Below are 15,757 nucleotides of genomic sequence, written 5' to 3' on the forward strand. Positions count from 1 at the left end.
ACAGCATGCGTGAACGTCACTTTTCATCATTAACCGGCGCTTCAGCGGCCCGCTGGTCCAGCGCCCATGCCACCTGCTCGCGCACCACGTCGCTCGGGTGATCGGCACGGCCCTGCAAGCTGGCGCGCAGACCGGTTTCGTCCACCGGGTTGGCCATGCCGCCGTGCAAGGCATTGCCCATGGCCAGCGCGATGTTGCGCAGCCAGCGTTCATGGCCGATGCGGCGGATCGGGCTGCCTTCGGTGAAGCGCAGGAAGGCTTCCTCACTCCAGCCGAACAGCGTGACGAGTTGCTGCCCGCTCAGGCCCTGGCGTTCGTCGAAATCTCTCAAGCTGCTGCGCTGGGCAAACTTGTTCCACGGGCACGCCAGCTGGCAGTCGTCGCAGCCATAGATGCGGTTGCCCATCAAGTGGCGAAGTTCCAACGGAATCGGACCGGCGTGCTCTATCGTCAGGTAAGAAATGCAACGCCGCGCGTCGAGCTTGCCCGGCGCCACGATCGCCTGCGTCGGGCAGATGTCGATGCACGCCTGGCAGCTGCCGCAATGGGACGTGACCGGCGCGCTGGGCGGCAGGGCAATGTCGACGTAGATTTCACCCAGAAAAAACATCGACCCCGCCTCGCGGTTCAGCAGCAGCGTGTGCTTGCCGCGCCAGCCCTGGCCGCTGCGCGATGCGAGTTCGGCCTCCAGCACCGGCGCCGAGTCGGTGAAGGCGCGGTGGCCAAAAGGGCCGATCTCCTCGCCGATGCGTTCGGCAAGCTTTTGCAGACGGGCGCGCAACACCTTGTGGTAATCGCGTCCCCGTGCATAGACCGAGACAATGCCTTCAGCTGGCCGCTGCAGCCGGCTGAATTCCATCGCCTGCCATTCGCCAGGCTGGCGCGGGATGGAGGCCGGCAAATAATCCATTCGTGCCGTGATCACGCTGACCGTTCCCGGAACCAATTCGGCCGGACGCGCTCTTTTAAGGCCATGCGCTGCCATGTAGTGCATGCTGCCGTGAAAACCGGCGGCCAGCCAGGCCGATAATCCGGCTTCGGCAGACGACAAGTCAACATCCGCGATGCCGGTTTGCGAAAACCCAAGCTCGCGCGCCCAGGTTTGAATTTGAGAAACGAATTGATGACTGTTCCACTGATTGCAGGTCGGCATCCGCTGATTGTAAAAAACATGACCTGGCCCAACGAGGCGGCCACGCAATCCCTTGCGCGGGCGCTGGCCGCCAAGCCAGCGATCCGCCGGGCGCTGATCGAACTGCATGGCGACCTGGGCGCCGGCAAGACGACGTTTGTGCGCCACCTGCTCGCCAGCCTGGGCGTGCAGGGGCGCATCAAAAGCCCCACCTATGCGGTTGTAGAACCTTACACATTGAAGGCGTCAAGCCTTGACTCGGGCCACAATCTTGAATTGTCGATCTGGCATTTTGATTTTTACCGTTTCAATGATCCGCATGAGTGGGAAGAAGCCGGGTTCCGCGAGACATTCGCCAGCCCCGGGCTCAAGCTGGTCGAGTGGCCGGAAAAGGCAGGGGATCATTTACCCCTGCCCGACCTGGTGATTGCCATCGAGATGCAGCCCTACGAATCACGGCGCATTACCCTGACGGCCCATACCCCCACGGGGGCGGAGTTACTGGCATGAACAACAAGAAAAAATCTTCCGGGGGTCCGAGTCGCCGCCATGCGCTGCAAATGGGCGGCATCGTGCTGTTGCTGGGCACCCAGCACATTGCGCGGGGCGCCTCGATCGTGGCGGTGCGTGTCTGGCCGTCCAAAGACTACACCCGACTGACCATCGAGTCCGACACCGCGATCAAGGCACGCCAGTTTTTCATTCCCGAGCCGCCCCGGCTGGCCGTGGACATCGAGGGCATCGACCTGATCCCGGCGCTGCGCGAGCTCGTCGCCAAGGTCAAGTCCGATGATCCGAACATCTCGGGCATTCGCGTCGGCCAGAACTCCCCCGGCGTGGTGCGGCTGGTCATGGACCTGAAAAAGCCGATGCTGCCGCAGGTCTTCAGCCTGGCGCCGGTGGCCGCTTACCAGCACCGGCTGGTGTTCGACCTGTATCCGGCGCAGCCGGTGGACCCGCTCGAAGCGTTGATTGCCGAACGGCTGGCCGACCCGGTCAAGCCGCCAGCCGCGCCCGTGGCCGTTGCGCCCGTGGCGCCGCCTGTCAATGCGGCAGCACAGGCACAGGCCAATGACCCGCTGGGCAACCTGATGGCGCAGCAATCGGGCAAGGCCGCTTCCGCGCCTGCCGCGACGGCGCCTGCCGCGCCGCCCGCCAGCCTTGCGGCCAACGCCGTCCGGCCGCCGGTGGTCGCATCCGTGGAACCACCGGCCATCAGGCCGCCACCGTCCCGGCCGCAGGCCGAGAGCACGCCATTTTCAAGGGGCGACACCGCGCCCGAGATTGAAAACAAGACCGACCGCCTGGTCATCGTCGCCCTCGACCCCGGCCATGGCGGCGAAGACCCCGGCGCCATCGGTCCGGGCGGCACGCGTGAAAAGGACGTGGTGCTGCAGATTGCGCACCGCCTGCGCGACCGCATCAACCAGCAGCCCAACATGCGCGCCTACCTCACGCGTGATGCCGATTTTTTCGTGCCCTTGCATGTCCGGGTGCAAAAGGCGCGCAGCGTCAAGGCCGACCTGTTCATCAGCCTGCATGCCGACGCCTTTTTTACCGAGACGCCGCAGGGCGCCAGCGTCTTTGCCCTGAGCGAAAAAGGCGCGTCGAGCAGCGCGGCGCGCTGGATTGCCAACAAGGAAAACTCGGCTGATCTGGTTGGCGGCATCAATGTCAAGGCCAAGGATGCCCAGGTGCAGCGGGCCATGTTCGACATGAGCACCACGGCGCAGATCAACGACAGCATGAAGCTGGGCAGCGCCATGCTGGGCGAGATCGGCAACGTCGGCAAATTGCACAAGGCCCGGGTCGAGCAGGCCAGCTTTGCCGTGCTGAAGGCGCCCGACATTCCGAGCGTGCTGGTCGAGACTGCCTTCATCAGCAATCCGGCCGAAGAAGCCCGGCTGCGCAGCGACGGCTACCAGATCCAGCTGGCCGATGCGCTGATGCGCGGCATCTCGCGCTATTTCGCCAAGAACCCGCCGCTGGCGCGCAACCGCGCCCTGTAAAACGGCTGACCTGCGCAAGGAACGTCCATACGACAAGTGCCGGCGGTTTCTTCCTACAGTCCGGCTTTGCTGCAGGCATTAGACTAGGCTCACAGGCTGCGCCGGGATGTCACGACGTGACGATCGCTGGTGAATCAGCCTGGATCCAAACAGAAAAGGTGAAAACCATGATCACGAAAATTTTGATGACAGCCGCTGCAGCTTCCCTGATTGCCCTGACCGGCTGCGGAACGAACCCGACCAATGCGCAAATCGGCACCGGCGCTGGCGCAGTGCTCGGTGGCGTGGCCGGAAATGCCGTCTTTGGCGGCACGCTCGGAACCGTGGGCGGCGCCGCTGCCGGCGCGCTGATCGGCAATGAGGTCGGCAAGCGCAACTAAGCCTTTCCGCCTGAACGTCGCCCTGGCCAGCCCGGGCGACGCGGCGAAAACGGATTTCAGCCTGACCGGCTGAAATCAAAAAGACGATTCCTGATGAATGTCAGTGGGTCGTCTTTTTTTGTCCAAACCGCCCCGCAAACCCGGTGGAGTCGAGGAAAGCCTATACGCGCACCTTCGCCTGGCGCACATCGGGAAGGTACATCGATTCGATCTCGCCGGCAAAGCGCGCTGTCAGGTTGTTGCGCTTGAGCTTGAGGGTAGGCGTCATCAGGGTGTTTTCCAGTGTCCACGGCTCGCGCGTCAGGAAGATCACACGGGGCGTGGCGTAACGCGCAAAGTCGCGGGACTGGGCCGCCACGCGCGCCAGCGCCGCCCGGCGAACGGCCGGCAGGTTCAGGCTGGCGTCGGCTTCGGCATCCAGCCCCAGCGAGGCCGCCAGGCGGCGCCACTCCACCGGATTGACCACCGCCACACAGGCGATGAAAGGCCGGTTCTCGCCGACCACCAGCACCTGCGCGAACAGCGGATCGACCGCAATTGCCAGCTCCAGATCGCCCGGCGGCACTTTCTCACCGGTCGATGTCACGATGATTTCCTTGATCCGGCCCCTGATGCGGATACGCCCACCCTCCAGGTCGGCCTGGTCGCCGGTGGACAGCCAGCCGTCAGGCGCCAGCACGCGGGCCGTGTCGTCGGCGCGCTTCCAGTAGCCTTGCATCACCAGCGGGCCACGCACCTGGAGTTCGCGGTTGTCGCCAATGCGCACCTCCACCCCCGGCAGCGGCCGGCCGACCGTGGCCGGATCGTTGTCATCGACACCATTGGCCGCCACGACCGGCGAGGTTTCCGTCATGCCGTAGCCTTGCAGCAGCGGCAGGCCCAGCCCCAGGAAGCAGCGCGCCACGGCATGCGACAACGGCGCGCCACCGCTCACCGCCACACGCACCCGCCCGCCGAACTGCGCCCGCAGCCTGCCGGCCACCAGCCGGTCGAGCAAGGGCCACAGCAGCGGGTCCAGCATCGCCCAGGCGCTGCCTTCACCGTCGGCCAGCGTCAAGTGCTGCGCCCTGCAAAAACGCCGCCAGCCGACGGCCTGCGCGGCATGGAACAGGCGCGACTTCAAGGCCGAGCCGGCCAGCGACTCCTGCAATTTTCCGAACACGCGCTCATAAATGCGCGGCACCGAGATCAGCACCGTCGGTCGCACGGTCTTGAGGTCTTCGGCCAGCAACGCCACCGAACGTGCATAGGCCACGCAACTGCCGGTGGCCAACGGCAGGTAGTAGCCAGCCGTGCGCTCGAAGGTGTGCGACAGCGGCAGGAAGGACAAAAACACATCGTCCGCCGTCGGCACCACGCGCGTCAGGATGGCGAGGACGTTGGACACCACGTTGGCATGCGTCAGCATCACGCCCTTCGGCTTGCCGGTCGTGCCCGAGGTATAGACGATGGCGGCCAGGTCGCCGGCATCGGGCGGCTGTACGGTTTCCGGCAAAACACCCTGCCCGGCCGCAAGCCAGTCCACGAGCGAAACCACCGCTGCACCAACGCTGGCAGGACTGCCCGGCAGGGTTTCGCTTGCCGTCACCACCACCTGCCGGAGCGCCGGCAGTGCCAGGCCGACCCCTTCAATGGCGCGCCACTGGGCCAGGCTGGTCACCATGAGCACCGACGCTTCGCAGTCCGACAGGATGTAGGCAATGCTGCCGGGGTTGTCGATGGCATGCAGCGGCACCGGCACCAGGCTCAGCGACAGCGCGGCCTGGTCGATGCAGACGGCGTCCAGGCCGTTGGGCAGCAGGATGGCGATGCGCGCCTGCCGCGCCAGTTGCATTGCCGCCAGCGCCCTGGCCCACTGCGCGATGCGCTCGCCAGCCTCGGCCCAGCGTGTCGTCTGCCACTGGCCGGCAGCCTCGTCAAACGCGCGGTAGGCCGCACCGCCGGGGGTTTGCGCCAGCCGCCAGGCGAGCAGTTCAGGCAGGGTGCGCACGGCGGTCAGGAGCATCGGCATCGTGGTCATTCAAAAAAACGCAGCACGGCCAGTCAGGCACGGCGTGCAAAGCGATGAATTGTCTGCCACCCGGCAAAGCCGTGGCCGCCGCCACGTCGCGCAGGCGTCAAGGCTGGACCGGCGTGCTGCCCGCCTGGCGCCGTGCCCGCCAGGCGCCAAACAGCACGAACAGGCCGGGAATCAGGATCATGGCCCAGATGATCTTGTCCAGGTGCGTCTTGACAAAGGGCACATTGCCGAAGGCATAGCCGGCCGTGACGATACCTCCGACCCACAATGCCGCGCCGACGAGGTTGAACAGCGAGAACTTGCCGCGGCTCATGTGCGAAATACCGGCAACGAAGGGCGCGAAGGTTCGCAAAAAGGGCATGAAGCGCGCGGCGATGATGGTCACGCCGCCATAACGCTCGTAAAACGCATGCGCCTGGTTGAAGGCCCTCTTGTTGAAAAAGCGCGAGTCCTCCCACTGGAACACCTTGGGCCCGATGTAACGGCCAATCGAATAATTGCACTGGTCGCCCAGCACTGCCGCGGCAAACAGCAGGCCGACGGCCAGCGGGTAGCTCATCAGGCCGACGCCGCACATCGCACCGACGACGAACAGCAGCGAATCGCCGGGCAAGAACGGCATCACGACCACGCCGGTCTCGACAAAAATGATCAAGAAAAGCAGCGCATACACCCACAGGCCATAACTGGCCACGAAGGTTTCGAGGTGCTTGTCAACGTGAAGGATGAAATCGATGAGAAAGGCGGCTAGTTCCATGAAGCTGATTTTGACAGGTCTGCCACCGCTTTTTTCCGGACGCCAGGACGGGACGTCACATCCGGCGGCGTTGTCCTGCACGGTTTGGAGAGCGGCGCTGAAACCGTCCGCGACGCATGCACCATTGGTAGCCGGCACGGCCATGCTTCCTGCGGCCGGGGCGCGGCGCATGGATGCTGCGCCTAAAATTGGCGCTTCATGACGCCTCAAGACCCGGCCGCGCGCCGCCCCATCCGTGACCTTCCCGATGAACTGATCAGCCAGATTGCCGCTGGCGAGGTGGTGGAGCGTCCGGCTTCGGTGGTGCGCGAACTGCTCGACAACGCGCTGGACGCCGGCGCAACGCAGGTCACGGTGCGCCTGTCGGCCGGTGGCGTGCGACTGATCGTGGTGGAGGACGACGGCCTGGGCATTGCCAGGGAAGAGCTGCCGGTGGCGCTGCGCCGCCATGCGACCAGCAAGATCGCGTCGCTGCAGGACCTCGAAGCGGTCGGCACCATGGGCTTTCGGGGCGAGGCGCTGGCGGCCATCAACTCGATTGCGGACATGAGCCTGATCTCGCGCACGCAGGACACCGACCACGCCTGGCAGCTTGACGGCCGCACCGGTGAACTCAAGCCGGCACCCCGCGCGCGCGGCACCAGCGTCGAGGTGCGCGAGTTGTTCTACGCCACGCCGGCGAGGCGCAAATTCCTGAAAACCGACGCCACCGAGCTGGCGCACTGCATCGAAGCCGTGCGACGCCATGCCCTGGTGCGGCCCGATGTGGGTTTTGCCATCTGGCACGAAGGCAAGCTGGTCGAGCAGTGGCGTGCCTGCGTGGGGCTAGAGGGCACAGACGGTTTTCAAGCCCACACCCAGCGCCTCGCTGATGTGCTGGGGGACGACTTCGTGGCGCAGTCGGTGGCTGTGAGCTACCAGAGCAGCGCCACCCGGCGGGACGGCTCGCCGGCCGTGCGCGTCTGGGGCCGGGCGGGCATTCCCGACGCCGCCCGCTCGCGCGCCGACCAGCAGTTTGCCTATGTCAATGGCCGTTTCGTGCGCGACAAGGTGCTCACGCATGCCGCCCGCAGCGCCTACGAGGACGTGCTGCACGGCCACCGCCAGCCGGTGTATGCGCTGTATGTCGAGATCGACCCGGCGCGCGTCGATGTGAATGTGCATCCGACCAAGATCGAGGTGCGCTTTCGCGACAGCCGAGAGGTACACCAGGCGGTGCGCCATGGCGTGCAGGATGCGCTGGCCGCACCCCGAGCCGGCGCGGCCAGTGCAAACGCCACGCAAGCCGAGGCGTCCGCTCAGCCGTCGCAGAACTTCAATTTAAAGCCAAAACAGGCCTTTGCGCAGCAGGGGTGGGTACAACCAGCTATCAAATTCGGAGCAGACCAGGGAAACCGCGTGTCGGACTTTGAAGCCCTGTGGCCGGTGCCGCCCGGCACGGTCAAGCCCGTTGCGCCTGACAGCGCGCTACCCGGCGCTCCCACTGCCAGGCCCGAAATCCCGCCGTCCGGCTCGTCGCCAGATGCCCCCCTGCCCCGGGGCGACTGGCCGCTGGGCCGCGCCTTGGCCCAGTTGCAGGGCGTTTACATCCTGGCCGAAAACGGCCAGGGACTGGTCATCGTGGACATGCATGCGGCCCACGAGCGCATCGTTTACGAACGGCTGAAAAGCCAGTTTGAAGCCTCGCGCATCGACAGCCAGCCCTTGCTGATTCCGGCGACGTTTGCCGCCACGCCGCACGAAGTGGCGACGGCCGAAGCCTGCATCGACACGCTGGCCCTGCTGGGCCTGGAAATCACGCCGTTTTCGCCCAAAACGCTCGCAGTGCGGGCCGTGCCGACCAGCCTGGCGACGGGCGATGCGGTGGAACTGGCCAGGAGCGTGCTGGCCGAACTGGCGCAGATGGAGGCCAGCACCGTGGTTGAGCGGGCGCAGAACGAACTGCTAGGCACCATGGCGTGCCACGGCGCGGTGCGTGCCAACCGGCGTCTGACGGTCGATGAAATGAACGCCCTGCTGCGCCAGATGGAAGCTACCCTGCGCTCCGACCAGTGCAACCATGGCCGGCCGACCTGGCGCCAGGTCAGCCTGAAGGAACTTGACAGCCTGTTTTTACGCGGACGCTGAGCACCCGCCTTTGCGTCCCATGCCATTTCAAGGCAGTTCAGGGCATGAGGCGAATCAGGCCAGCGGAATGGGGCGTGGCAGGGCAAAGCCCCTGGCAATGCGGTTGAAGATAATCCTGAACGGGTTTTCGACAAACCGGTAGGTCAAGCCCGACACCACCCAGAGAACCGCCAGATATGCCACCAGCACGGCGCTGCTCATTGCAACTCCCTTGATGCTGTCCCGGTAACTCATCAGCGGCAGCAAGACCACAGGATGCATCAGGTAGATCGAGTACGACCGCTCACCAAGGATTTGAAATGGCCTGCATTTCAACAATTCCGCCAGAAAGCCGGTGTCCTTGCTGATTGAAACAATCAGGATGGCAAACACGCCGGGGAAAAATATCCCCAAAATCGGGTAATCATCGACCGCCCAAAAAAGTGCGGTCAATGCAACCAAACCGATTATTTGCAGGCGATTGGCATTGAAATCTATAAATCTCACAAAGTGAGAGACAAGCCCGCCCAAAAAGAACGCTGAAACACAGCGCGCAAATCCAAAGTCATAACTCACATCAAAGCATCTTCCAATTGTGAGGCAATCGTGTAAATCGACTGAAGCCCAGACGGTCAGCAAATAGCCCAGCACGGCAAGCATTGCAATAATGGCCAGGCGGATTCTGCCACGTGTCAGAAAACAAAGACTGGCAAAAAGCAGGTAGGCATAAAACTCGGTGCTGATACTCCAGCTCGCATAATTCAAAATCAGCTTGTCAAACAGCCCCAGGCCATGCGTCAGGCTAAGGGTTGACACGATTTCTGCAGCGTTGGGATAAGAATACTCCAGCAGGCCCGGTTCACGGAAAAATCGCGAATAGCCCAACATGACCGCCATGCTCTTGACAAACACCACCAGATTCTGACCCGCGACATAAGCGACCGTTGCAAATACAAGCAATGGAAAAAGCCGGCCGAAACGCCGGATCATGAATGGTTTGAAGGCATCTGTATTTTCAAGCTGTTTTGAATAAACTGAATAAATCAGGAATCCGCTCAAAACAAAAAACAAATCCACAAACAGGTACCCATTTCGAAGAGGGGAAACAAAGCTGGCACCGATACCCAGATGAAACAACGCCACAAACACAGCGGCAATGCCCCGCCCACCTTCAAACGATTTAATCATAGCTATATTTCGATATATTCATGCTGCCTTGTTTTAAACAGGCTTGATGGTTTGCCTTTCAATCTCTGAAATGCCGGGCCATTCTGAAAGAAATTCATCAGTTAAAACCAATAGCCAACATTTTTTAACAAAACATACCTTTTAAGGGTCACCAATTTATTCGGTGTAAAGGGTCTTCATTGGATTGCTTTCCAGGCGCAACAAAACTCCAGCGAGGCTGAACGCCACCTTCGTGCGCAACTTTCCCCAAGTGGGAAAACTGCACAAAACTTACGCAAGCCAAGCCAAGCCAAGCCAGCGAGCCAGCCTTCATCCAACCGGCTGTCGGCCATGAATCGGAAGCCTTTCCCACTTTTCCATCTGGACTAAAAAGCTCCAACTTGGTGCATATCAACGAAAGCGATGGGGACACAAGCCGTAAATACAAACTTTTCGCGGCAAAATGCTGTTTCCGCATGAGTTTATGCACCAATATGAGGAATTGAACGGATGAAATACCAAACCCTGGACAGCTTTTTAAGCCATGTCGCCGGCTGCAATCCAGGCCAGCCGGAATTCCTGCAGGCCACGACCGAGGTGCTTGAAAGCCTCTGGCCCTACATTGAAAAGCATCCCAAATACGCTGAACACGGCCTGCTTGACCGCCTGATCGAGCCAGAGCGCACCATCATGTTCCGCGTTTCGTGGATTGACGACCGGGGCGAAGTCCGCGTCAACCGTGGTTACCGCATCCAGCACAGCTCGGCCATCGGCCCGTACAAGGGCGGCCTGCGCTTTCACCCTTCAGTGAATTTGTCGATCCTGAAATTTCTGGCTTTTGAGCAGACTTTCAAGAATGCGTTGACCACGCTGCCCATGGGCGGCGGCAAGGGCGGCTCGGACTTTGACCCCAAGGGCAAGAGCCCGCTCGAAGTCATGCGCTTTTGCCAGGCGTTTGCCAGCGAGTTGTTCCGCCACATCGGCAGCGACACCGACGTGCCGGCAGGCGACATGGGCGTGGGCGGACGAGAAATCGGCTACATCGCCGGCATGTACAAAAAACTCTCCAACCGCTCGGACTGCGTGTTCACCGGCAAGGGCCTGAGCTTTGGCGGCTCCTTGATCCGCCCGGAAGCCACCGGCTACGGCACGGTCTATTTCGCGCAAGAAATGCTGAAACAAAAAGGCCGCTCGATGGACGGCCTGCGCGTCAGCGTGTCGGGCTCGGGCAACGTGGCGCAGTACGCGGTGGAAAAAGCCATGGCGCTGGGTGCCAAGGTCATCACCGTGTCGGACTCCAGCGGCACCATCGTCGATGAAGACGGTTTCACCACCGAAAAACTGGCCGAACTGATGGAAGTCAAGAACCATCTGTATGGCCGGGTCAACGACTATGCCCAGCGCACCGGCGTGGCCTTCCACCCCGGCGTTCGCCCGTGGCATGTGCCGGTCGACATTGCCCTGCCCTGCGCGACGCAAAACGAGCTGGACATCGACGACGCCCGACTCCTGGTGAAAAACGGCGTGGTCTGCGTGGCAGAAGGCGCGAACATGCCTTCGACGCTGGACGCGGTGCGGGTGTTTGAAGACAACGGCGTGCTGTACGCGCCGGGCAAGGCCAGCAATGCGGGCGGTGTGGCCACGTCAGGCCTGGAAATGAGTCAGAACGCGATGCGCCTGTCGTGGTCGCGCGACGAGGTGGACGCGCGCCTGCTGCAGATCATGCAGGATATTCACAGCGCCTGCCTGCAGTACGGCCGCCGTGAAGACGGAACGATCAGCTATGTCGATGGCGCCAACGTGGCGGGTTTCGTCAAGGTGGCCGATGCGATGCTGGCGCAAGGTGTGGTGTAAGCTCCCGCCCCTGCGACAGACAATACGAAGGGGCATCACAGCCCCTTTTTTTGTGTCTGGTTAAACGCGCATACTCCACGACCTTTTGCCCATCGGCACCATTCTTCAGAAAAATCCATGAAACATTTACTCATTGCCAGCCTGCTGGTTCTTGCCGCAGCCCCTGTGCTGGCGGCCGAGCCAGCCTGCGCCGCCAAGATCACCCGCATCGAACTGGAAGTCGGCCAGGCCCAGGCGCAGGGCCGGCAGCACCAGATTGCCGGCCTGCAAAAGGCTTTGCGCGCCACCCAGTCGAACTGCACGGACGCCTCGCTGGCGGCCGATCGTGAAAGCGACATCAAAAAAGCCACGGAAAAAGTTGCCGGGCGGGAGGAAAAATTAGCCAAGGCGCAGGCCAAAGGGGATGCCCGGAAAATTGCCAGCCAGCAGGCCGACCTGGACAAGGCGCGCAGCGATCTGGCGCAAGCGCAAAAGCCGCTCCTGCCCTAGCCACCGCAGCCCGGCGGCCAGTGCGCCATGGGCCATGAGAACTTTTGTGGCCCAGCGCGCTCTATGAAGTAATGAAACGCTGGCCCATTTTTTTATCGCTTCTTTTTTTCCTGCTGTTGGCCTTTGCACTGCTGGCGGGCGGCACGGCGCTGGACCAGAAGCAACGCGGCTGGATTTTCCAGCCCAGCAACAGCAGCTGGGGCAGCAGCGCCGAACTGGCGCGGGACATGCAGGATGTCTGGATCAATTTTGACTCGAAAGCCACGGGCAACCCCGTCAAGCTGCACGGCCTGTGGCTGCCCGCCGACCCGGGGCACGCTGCCTGGAATGGTGCCAAGGCGCCGGTGCTGCTGTTCCTGCACGGTGCGCGCTGGAATGTCGAAGGCTCGGCACCGCGCATCCGCCGCATGCAGGAACTGGGGTTTTCGGTGCTGGCGATTGACTACCGGGGGTTTGGCAAAAGCTCGCCCGATCTGCCGTCAGAAAATATGGCCTACGAGGATGCGCGCGCTGCCTGGGACTGGCTGGGCGCCCGGCACCCTCAGCAGCCGCGCTACATCTTCGGGCATTCTCTGGGCGGTGCGGTCGCAATCGAACTGGCCGCCAAGGTCGATGACGAGGCCGGCACGATTGTCGAAGGCACGTTCACCTCGATTGCCGATGTGCTCGGCACCATGAAATGGGGCTGGTTGCCATTGCGCGCCCTGATCACCCAGCCCTTCGATTCGCTGGAAAAAGTTGCCCACCTGGGCGCACCGCTGCTGGTGGTGCATGGCGCGAATGACACGCTGATCCTGCCGGCGTTGGGGCGCAAGCTGTATGACGCGGCACATGAGCCCAAGGCGTTTGTGCTGGTCAAGGGCGGCTCGCACCACAGCACCAACACCCTGGGACAGGCACAGTACCGCGTCGCGCTGGCCACGCTGTTTGGCGCCAGCCCCACCCGCGCAGTTATGCCTTTGGTATCGCCCCAGTTGCTGCAGCCCTAAACCCCAAACCGGATGCCAGGGCACCTGCGCTGGCAGGGCTTTCTGGTAGCCTCAAGCGCATGCCTGTTTCTTTTGTACCGGCGCACAGTGCGCCATATTCCCGTCCCTTTTGCATCGGCCTGGCCGGCCCCACGGCGTCAGGCAAAACCGCTGCTGCGCTGGCCATCGCCCGGCAGTACCCGGTCGAGATCATCAGCGTCGATTCAGCCCTGGTTTACCGGGGCATGGACATCGGCACGGCCAAGCCCAGCGCTACTGAACTGGCAGCCGTGCCGCATCACCTGATCGATATTCGCGACCCGCTGCAAGCCTACAGCGCTGCCGAATTCGTGCAGGACGCGCAGCGGCTGATTGAAGACATCAGCGCGCGCGGCAAGCTGCCGCTGCTGGTAGGCGGCACCATGCTGTATTTCAAGGCGCTGTTTGACGGCCTGGACGACATGCCCAAGGCCGACCCGGCAGTGCGCGCGGCATTGCTGCTTGAAGCCAGCGCCAAGGGCTGGCCGGCGCTGCACCAGCAACTGGCGCAGATCGACCCGGTCACGGCCGCGCGCCTGGCGCCGCATGATTCGCAGCGCATTTCGCGGGCGCTGGAAGTGTTCCGGCTGACCGGCCAGCCGCTGTCGTTTTTCCACCAGCGAAACGCTACCAAAACCATAGCTGGCAGCGAACGTCCAGCCTGCGCGAACACCCTTATTTCCCTGGAACCAACAGATCGTGCCTGGCTGCACGAACGCATTGCCCAACGCTTTGACGCGATGCTGGCCGCCGGCTTTGTCGATGAAGTCAGGGCTTTGCGAGCACGGGGGGACTTGACGCCTGACTTGCCCGCCATGCGCTGCGTCGGTTATCGCCAGGCGTGGGAAGCGCTGGATGCCTTGGAGGCCGACGGGCGGGAAGGAAGTTTCTCGACAAAAGACTTCAACGCCTTGCGCGACAAAGGCATTTTTGCCACGCGCCAGTTGGCCAAACGACAGATCACCTGGCTGCGTTCCATGCCGCAACGCGAAGTGGTGGCCTGCGATGACCCAACCGCGCTGCAGCAGGTGCTGGACCGTGTCAAGGCGTACAGGAGCAACTTCCCATGCGCCTGAAAATCAGCCAGCTGGGCAAGCGTTATGGCGATGCTGCCGTTTTCAGCAACGTCTCGCTGGACGTGGCGCCGGGCGAATTCGTCGCCATCGTCGGCGAGTCGGGTGTCGGCAAATCGACATTGCTCAACTGCATGGCGGGGCTGGACAGCTGGGACGAAGGCTCGGTCGTGCTGAACGGCGCCGACCTGGGCGCGATGAACGACGACCAGCGCGCTTTATTGCGCCGCCGCCAGGTCGGCTTTGTGTTCCAGGCTTTTCATGTGCTGCCGCATCTGGATGTGGCGCAAAACGTCGCCCTGCCGCTGCTGCTGCTGGGCGAGCCCGACGATGCGCGCGTTGAGGCGCTGCTTGAAGCCGTCGGTCTGGGCGGCCTGGGACGGCGGCTGCCGCAGCAGCTGAGCGGCGGGCAGTTGCAGCGGGTGGCGATTGCCCGGGCGCTGGTGCATCGGCCCGGCCTGCTGCTGGCCGACGAGCCGACCGGCAACCTCGACCCGACAACGGCGACAAAAGTGATGGACGCGCTGATCGCCCAGACCCGCGAACAGGGCGCGGCGATGGTGCTGGTGACACATTCGGTTGCTGCCGCTGCGCGCGCCGACCGGGTGCTGCACCTGAGCAGCACCGGTATCGAGGCCTGAGGCGTGGCAAAAACCCAGCCCATGCGCGCCCTGCTGCAAACCTTTTCCTGGCAGGAACTCCGCCACCACCCGTGGCGCAGCGTGGCCGCGGTCGTGGCGGTGATGCTGGGCGTGGCATTGGCGTTTTCCGTTCACCTGATCAACGCCTCGGCGCTCAGCGAGTTCTCGCAGGCGGTGCGCGCGGTCAACGGCCAGCCGGACCTGGAACTGCGGGCCGTGCAGGGCAGCTTTGACGAGGCGCTGTACGCCCAGGTGGCCAACCATCCGCAGGTGGCCATGGCCAGCCCGGTGCTCGAACTCTCGACCTATGCGCTCGATGAAAACAGCGACCGGGCCAGGCGCCAGTCCTTGCGCATCATCGGCGTCGATGCGCTGGCCGTGGCATCGGTGGCGCCCGGCCTGATGCCGGTGCCGGCGAAGGACGCTGACCGCATGGCGCTGTTTGCGCCCGGCACGGTGTTCCTCAACCCGGCGGCGCGCCGGGTGTTTGCCAGCAACCGGCTGCAGTTGCAGGACGGACTGCAGTTGCGCAGCGTCAGCGTGGCGGGCACGGTGAATGCCGGCGGCGGGCCGCTGGCGGTGATGGACATTGCCGGCGCGCAGGACCTGTTTGGCCGGGGCGGCCAGCTGTCGCGCATCGACGTGCGGCTCAGGGCAGGCGCCGACAGCCTAAGCTTCATCGACAGCCTGCGGCTGCCGGCTGGCATCACCGCCACCGCGCCCGGCGACGCCGCCGAACGCGTCAGCAACCTGTCGCGCGCCTACCGAGTCAACCTCACAGTGCTGGCGCTGGTGGCGCTGTTCACCGGCGCCTTTCTGGTGTTTTCGGTGCTGTCGCTCAGCGTGGCCAAGCGGGCGCAGCAGTTTGCGCTGCTCGGCGTGCTCGGTCTGACCGGCCGCGAGCGCCTGCAGCTGGTGCTGATCGAGTCGCTGGCGCTGGGCATTGTCGGCAGCCTGGCCGGCATCGCCCTGGGCAGCGGGCTGGCGGCGCTGGCGCTGCGCCTGCTGGGCGGCGACCTGGGCGGCGGCTATTTTGCCGGCGTCGCGCCGACGCTGCAGTGGAGCAGCGGCGCGGCGCTGGGCTACGGCACGCTCGGCGTGGCAGCTGCCGGCATCGGCGGC

At 63.5% G+C, this 15,757-nt stretch carries 14 protein-coding genes; 10 read left to right on the top strand and 4 right to left on the bottom strand.

Annotated features, from left to right (window positions below; translation table 11 throughout):
• Positions 1-16 precede the first annotated feature (16 nt).
• Positions 17-1,153, bottom strand: coding sequence for a tRNA epoxyqueuosine(34) reductase QueG (gene queG / locus GZ092_RS14840; protein WP_293637503.1), 1,137 nt, complete (start codon positions 1,151-1,153; stop codon positions 17-19).
• Between queG and tsaE the strand changes: the two genes are divergently transcribed.
• The 3 genes from tsaE to GZ092_RS14855 all read left to right on the top strand — a co-directional run bounded on the left by tsaE (position 1,124) and on the right by GZ092_RS14855 (position 3,521).
• Positions 1,124-1,642 (top strand): tRNA (adenosine(37)-N6)-threonylcarbamoyltransferase complex ATPase subunit type 1 TsaE, encoded by a 519-nt coding sequence (gene tsaE / locus GZ092_RS14845; protein WP_293637504.1) that lies wholly within the window; start codon positions 1,124-1,126, stop codon positions 1,640-1,642. The genes queG and tsaE overlap by 30 nt on opposite strands.
• The gene (locus tag GZ092_RS14850) at positions 1,639-3,141 is read left to right on the top strand and encodes an N-acetylmuramoyl-L-alanine amidase (RefSeq protein ID WP_293637505.1); all 1,503 of its coding nucleotides are present in this window, start codon (positions 1,639-1,641) and stop codon (positions 3,139-3,141) included. Before tsaE ends, GZ092_RS14850 begins: the two co-directional genes overlap by 4 nt.
• Positions 3,142-3,308: 167 nt before the next feature.
• Entirely contained in the window at positions 3,309-3,521 is a 213-nt protein-coding gene (locus tag GZ092_RS14855; protein WP_293637507.1) for a glycine zipper 2TM domain-containing protein, read from the top strand.
• Positions 3,522-3,681: 160 nt separating this feature from the next.
• Here the strand turns inward: GZ092_RS14855 and GZ092_RS14860 are convergent, their stop codons facing one another.
• Both GZ092_RS14860 and GZ092_RS14865 read right to left on the bottom strand, forming a co-directional pair.
• A complete protein-coding gene (locus GZ092_RS14860) occupies positions 3,682-5,541 on the bottom strand; it encodes an AMP-binding protein (RefSeq protein WP_293637509.1) in 1,860 nt (619 codons plus the stop codon).
• 97 nt (positions 5,542-5,638) lie between these two features.
• Positions 5,639-6,298 carry a DedA family protein gene (locus GZ092_RS14865; RefSeq protein WP_293637511.1) on the bottom strand — a complete coding sequence of 220 codons (660 nt, stop codon included), beginning with the start codon at positions 6,296-6,298 and terminating at the stop codon, positions 5,639-5,641.
• Between the two features lie 198 nt (positions 6,299-6,496).
• Here GZ092_RS14865 and mutL point away from each other — a divergent pair, with 198 nt between their 5' ends.
• Positions 6,497-8,425 (top strand): DNA mismatch repair endonuclease MutL, encoded by a 1,929-nt coding sequence (gene mutL, locus GZ092_RS14870; protein WP_293637513.1) that lies wholly within the window; start codon positions 6,497-6,499, stop codon positions 8,423-8,425.
• Positions 8,426-8,479: 54 nt separating this feature from the next.
• Here the strand turns inward: mutL and GZ092_RS14875 are convergent, their stop codons facing one another.
• Entirely contained in the window at positions 8,480-9,592 is a 1,113-nt protein-coding gene (locus GZ092_RS14875; RefSeq protein ID WP_293637515.1) for an acyltransferase, read from the bottom strand.
• Between the two features lie 489 nt (positions 9,593-10,081).
• On the opposite strand from GZ092_RS14875, the gene gdhA reads away from it, so the two are divergent.
• The 6 genes from gdhA to GZ092_RS14905 form a co-directional block, all read left to right on the top strand.
• Positions 10,082-11,425 (top strand): NADP-specific glutamate dehydrogenase, encoded by a 1,344-nt coding sequence (gdhA, locus tag GZ092_RS14880; protein WP_293637517.1) that lies wholly within the window; start codon positions 10,082-10,084, stop codon positions 11,423-11,425.
• A gap of 117 nt (positions 11,426-11,542) precedes the next feature.
• Complete coding sequence (locus GZ092_RS14885; protein WP_293637519.1) at positions 11,543-11,914, top strand: DUF1090 domain-containing protein; 372 nt, start codon at positions 11,543-11,545, stop codon at positions 11,912-11,914.
• Positions 11,915-11,985: 71 nt separating this feature from the next.
• On the top strand, positions 11,986-12,903 hold the full coding sequence (locus GZ092_RS14890; protein WP_293637521.1) for an alpha/beta fold hydrolase: 918 nt from the start codon (positions 11,986-11,988) through the stop codon (positions 12,901-12,903).
• 59 nt (positions 12,904-12,962) lie between these two features.
• Positions 12,963-13,997, top strand: coding sequence for a tRNA (adenosine(37)-N6)-dimethylallyltransferase MiaA (gene miaA, locus GZ092_RS14895; RefSeq protein ID WP_293637523.1), 1,035 nt, complete (start codon positions 12,963-12,965; stop codon positions 13,995-13,997).
• Positions 13,988-14,635, top strand: a complete 648-nt coding sequence (locus tag GZ092_RS14900; RefSeq protein WP_293637525.1) for an ABC transporter ATP-binding protein — start codon at positions 13,988-13,990, stop codon at positions 14,633-14,635. Before miaA ends, GZ092_RS14900 begins: the two co-directional genes overlap by 10 nt.
• A 21-nt stretch (positions 14,636-14,656) precedes the next feature.
• Positions 14,657-15,757: FtsX-like permease family protein (locus tag GZ092_RS14905; protein WP_363254542.1), on the top strand; the 1,101-nt coding region annotated here is incomplete at its 3' end.

The organism is Polaromonas sp. (assembly GCF_010365105.1).
GTDB lineage: Bacteria > Pseudomonadota > Gammaproteobacteria > Burkholderiales > Burkholderiaceae_C > Polaromonas.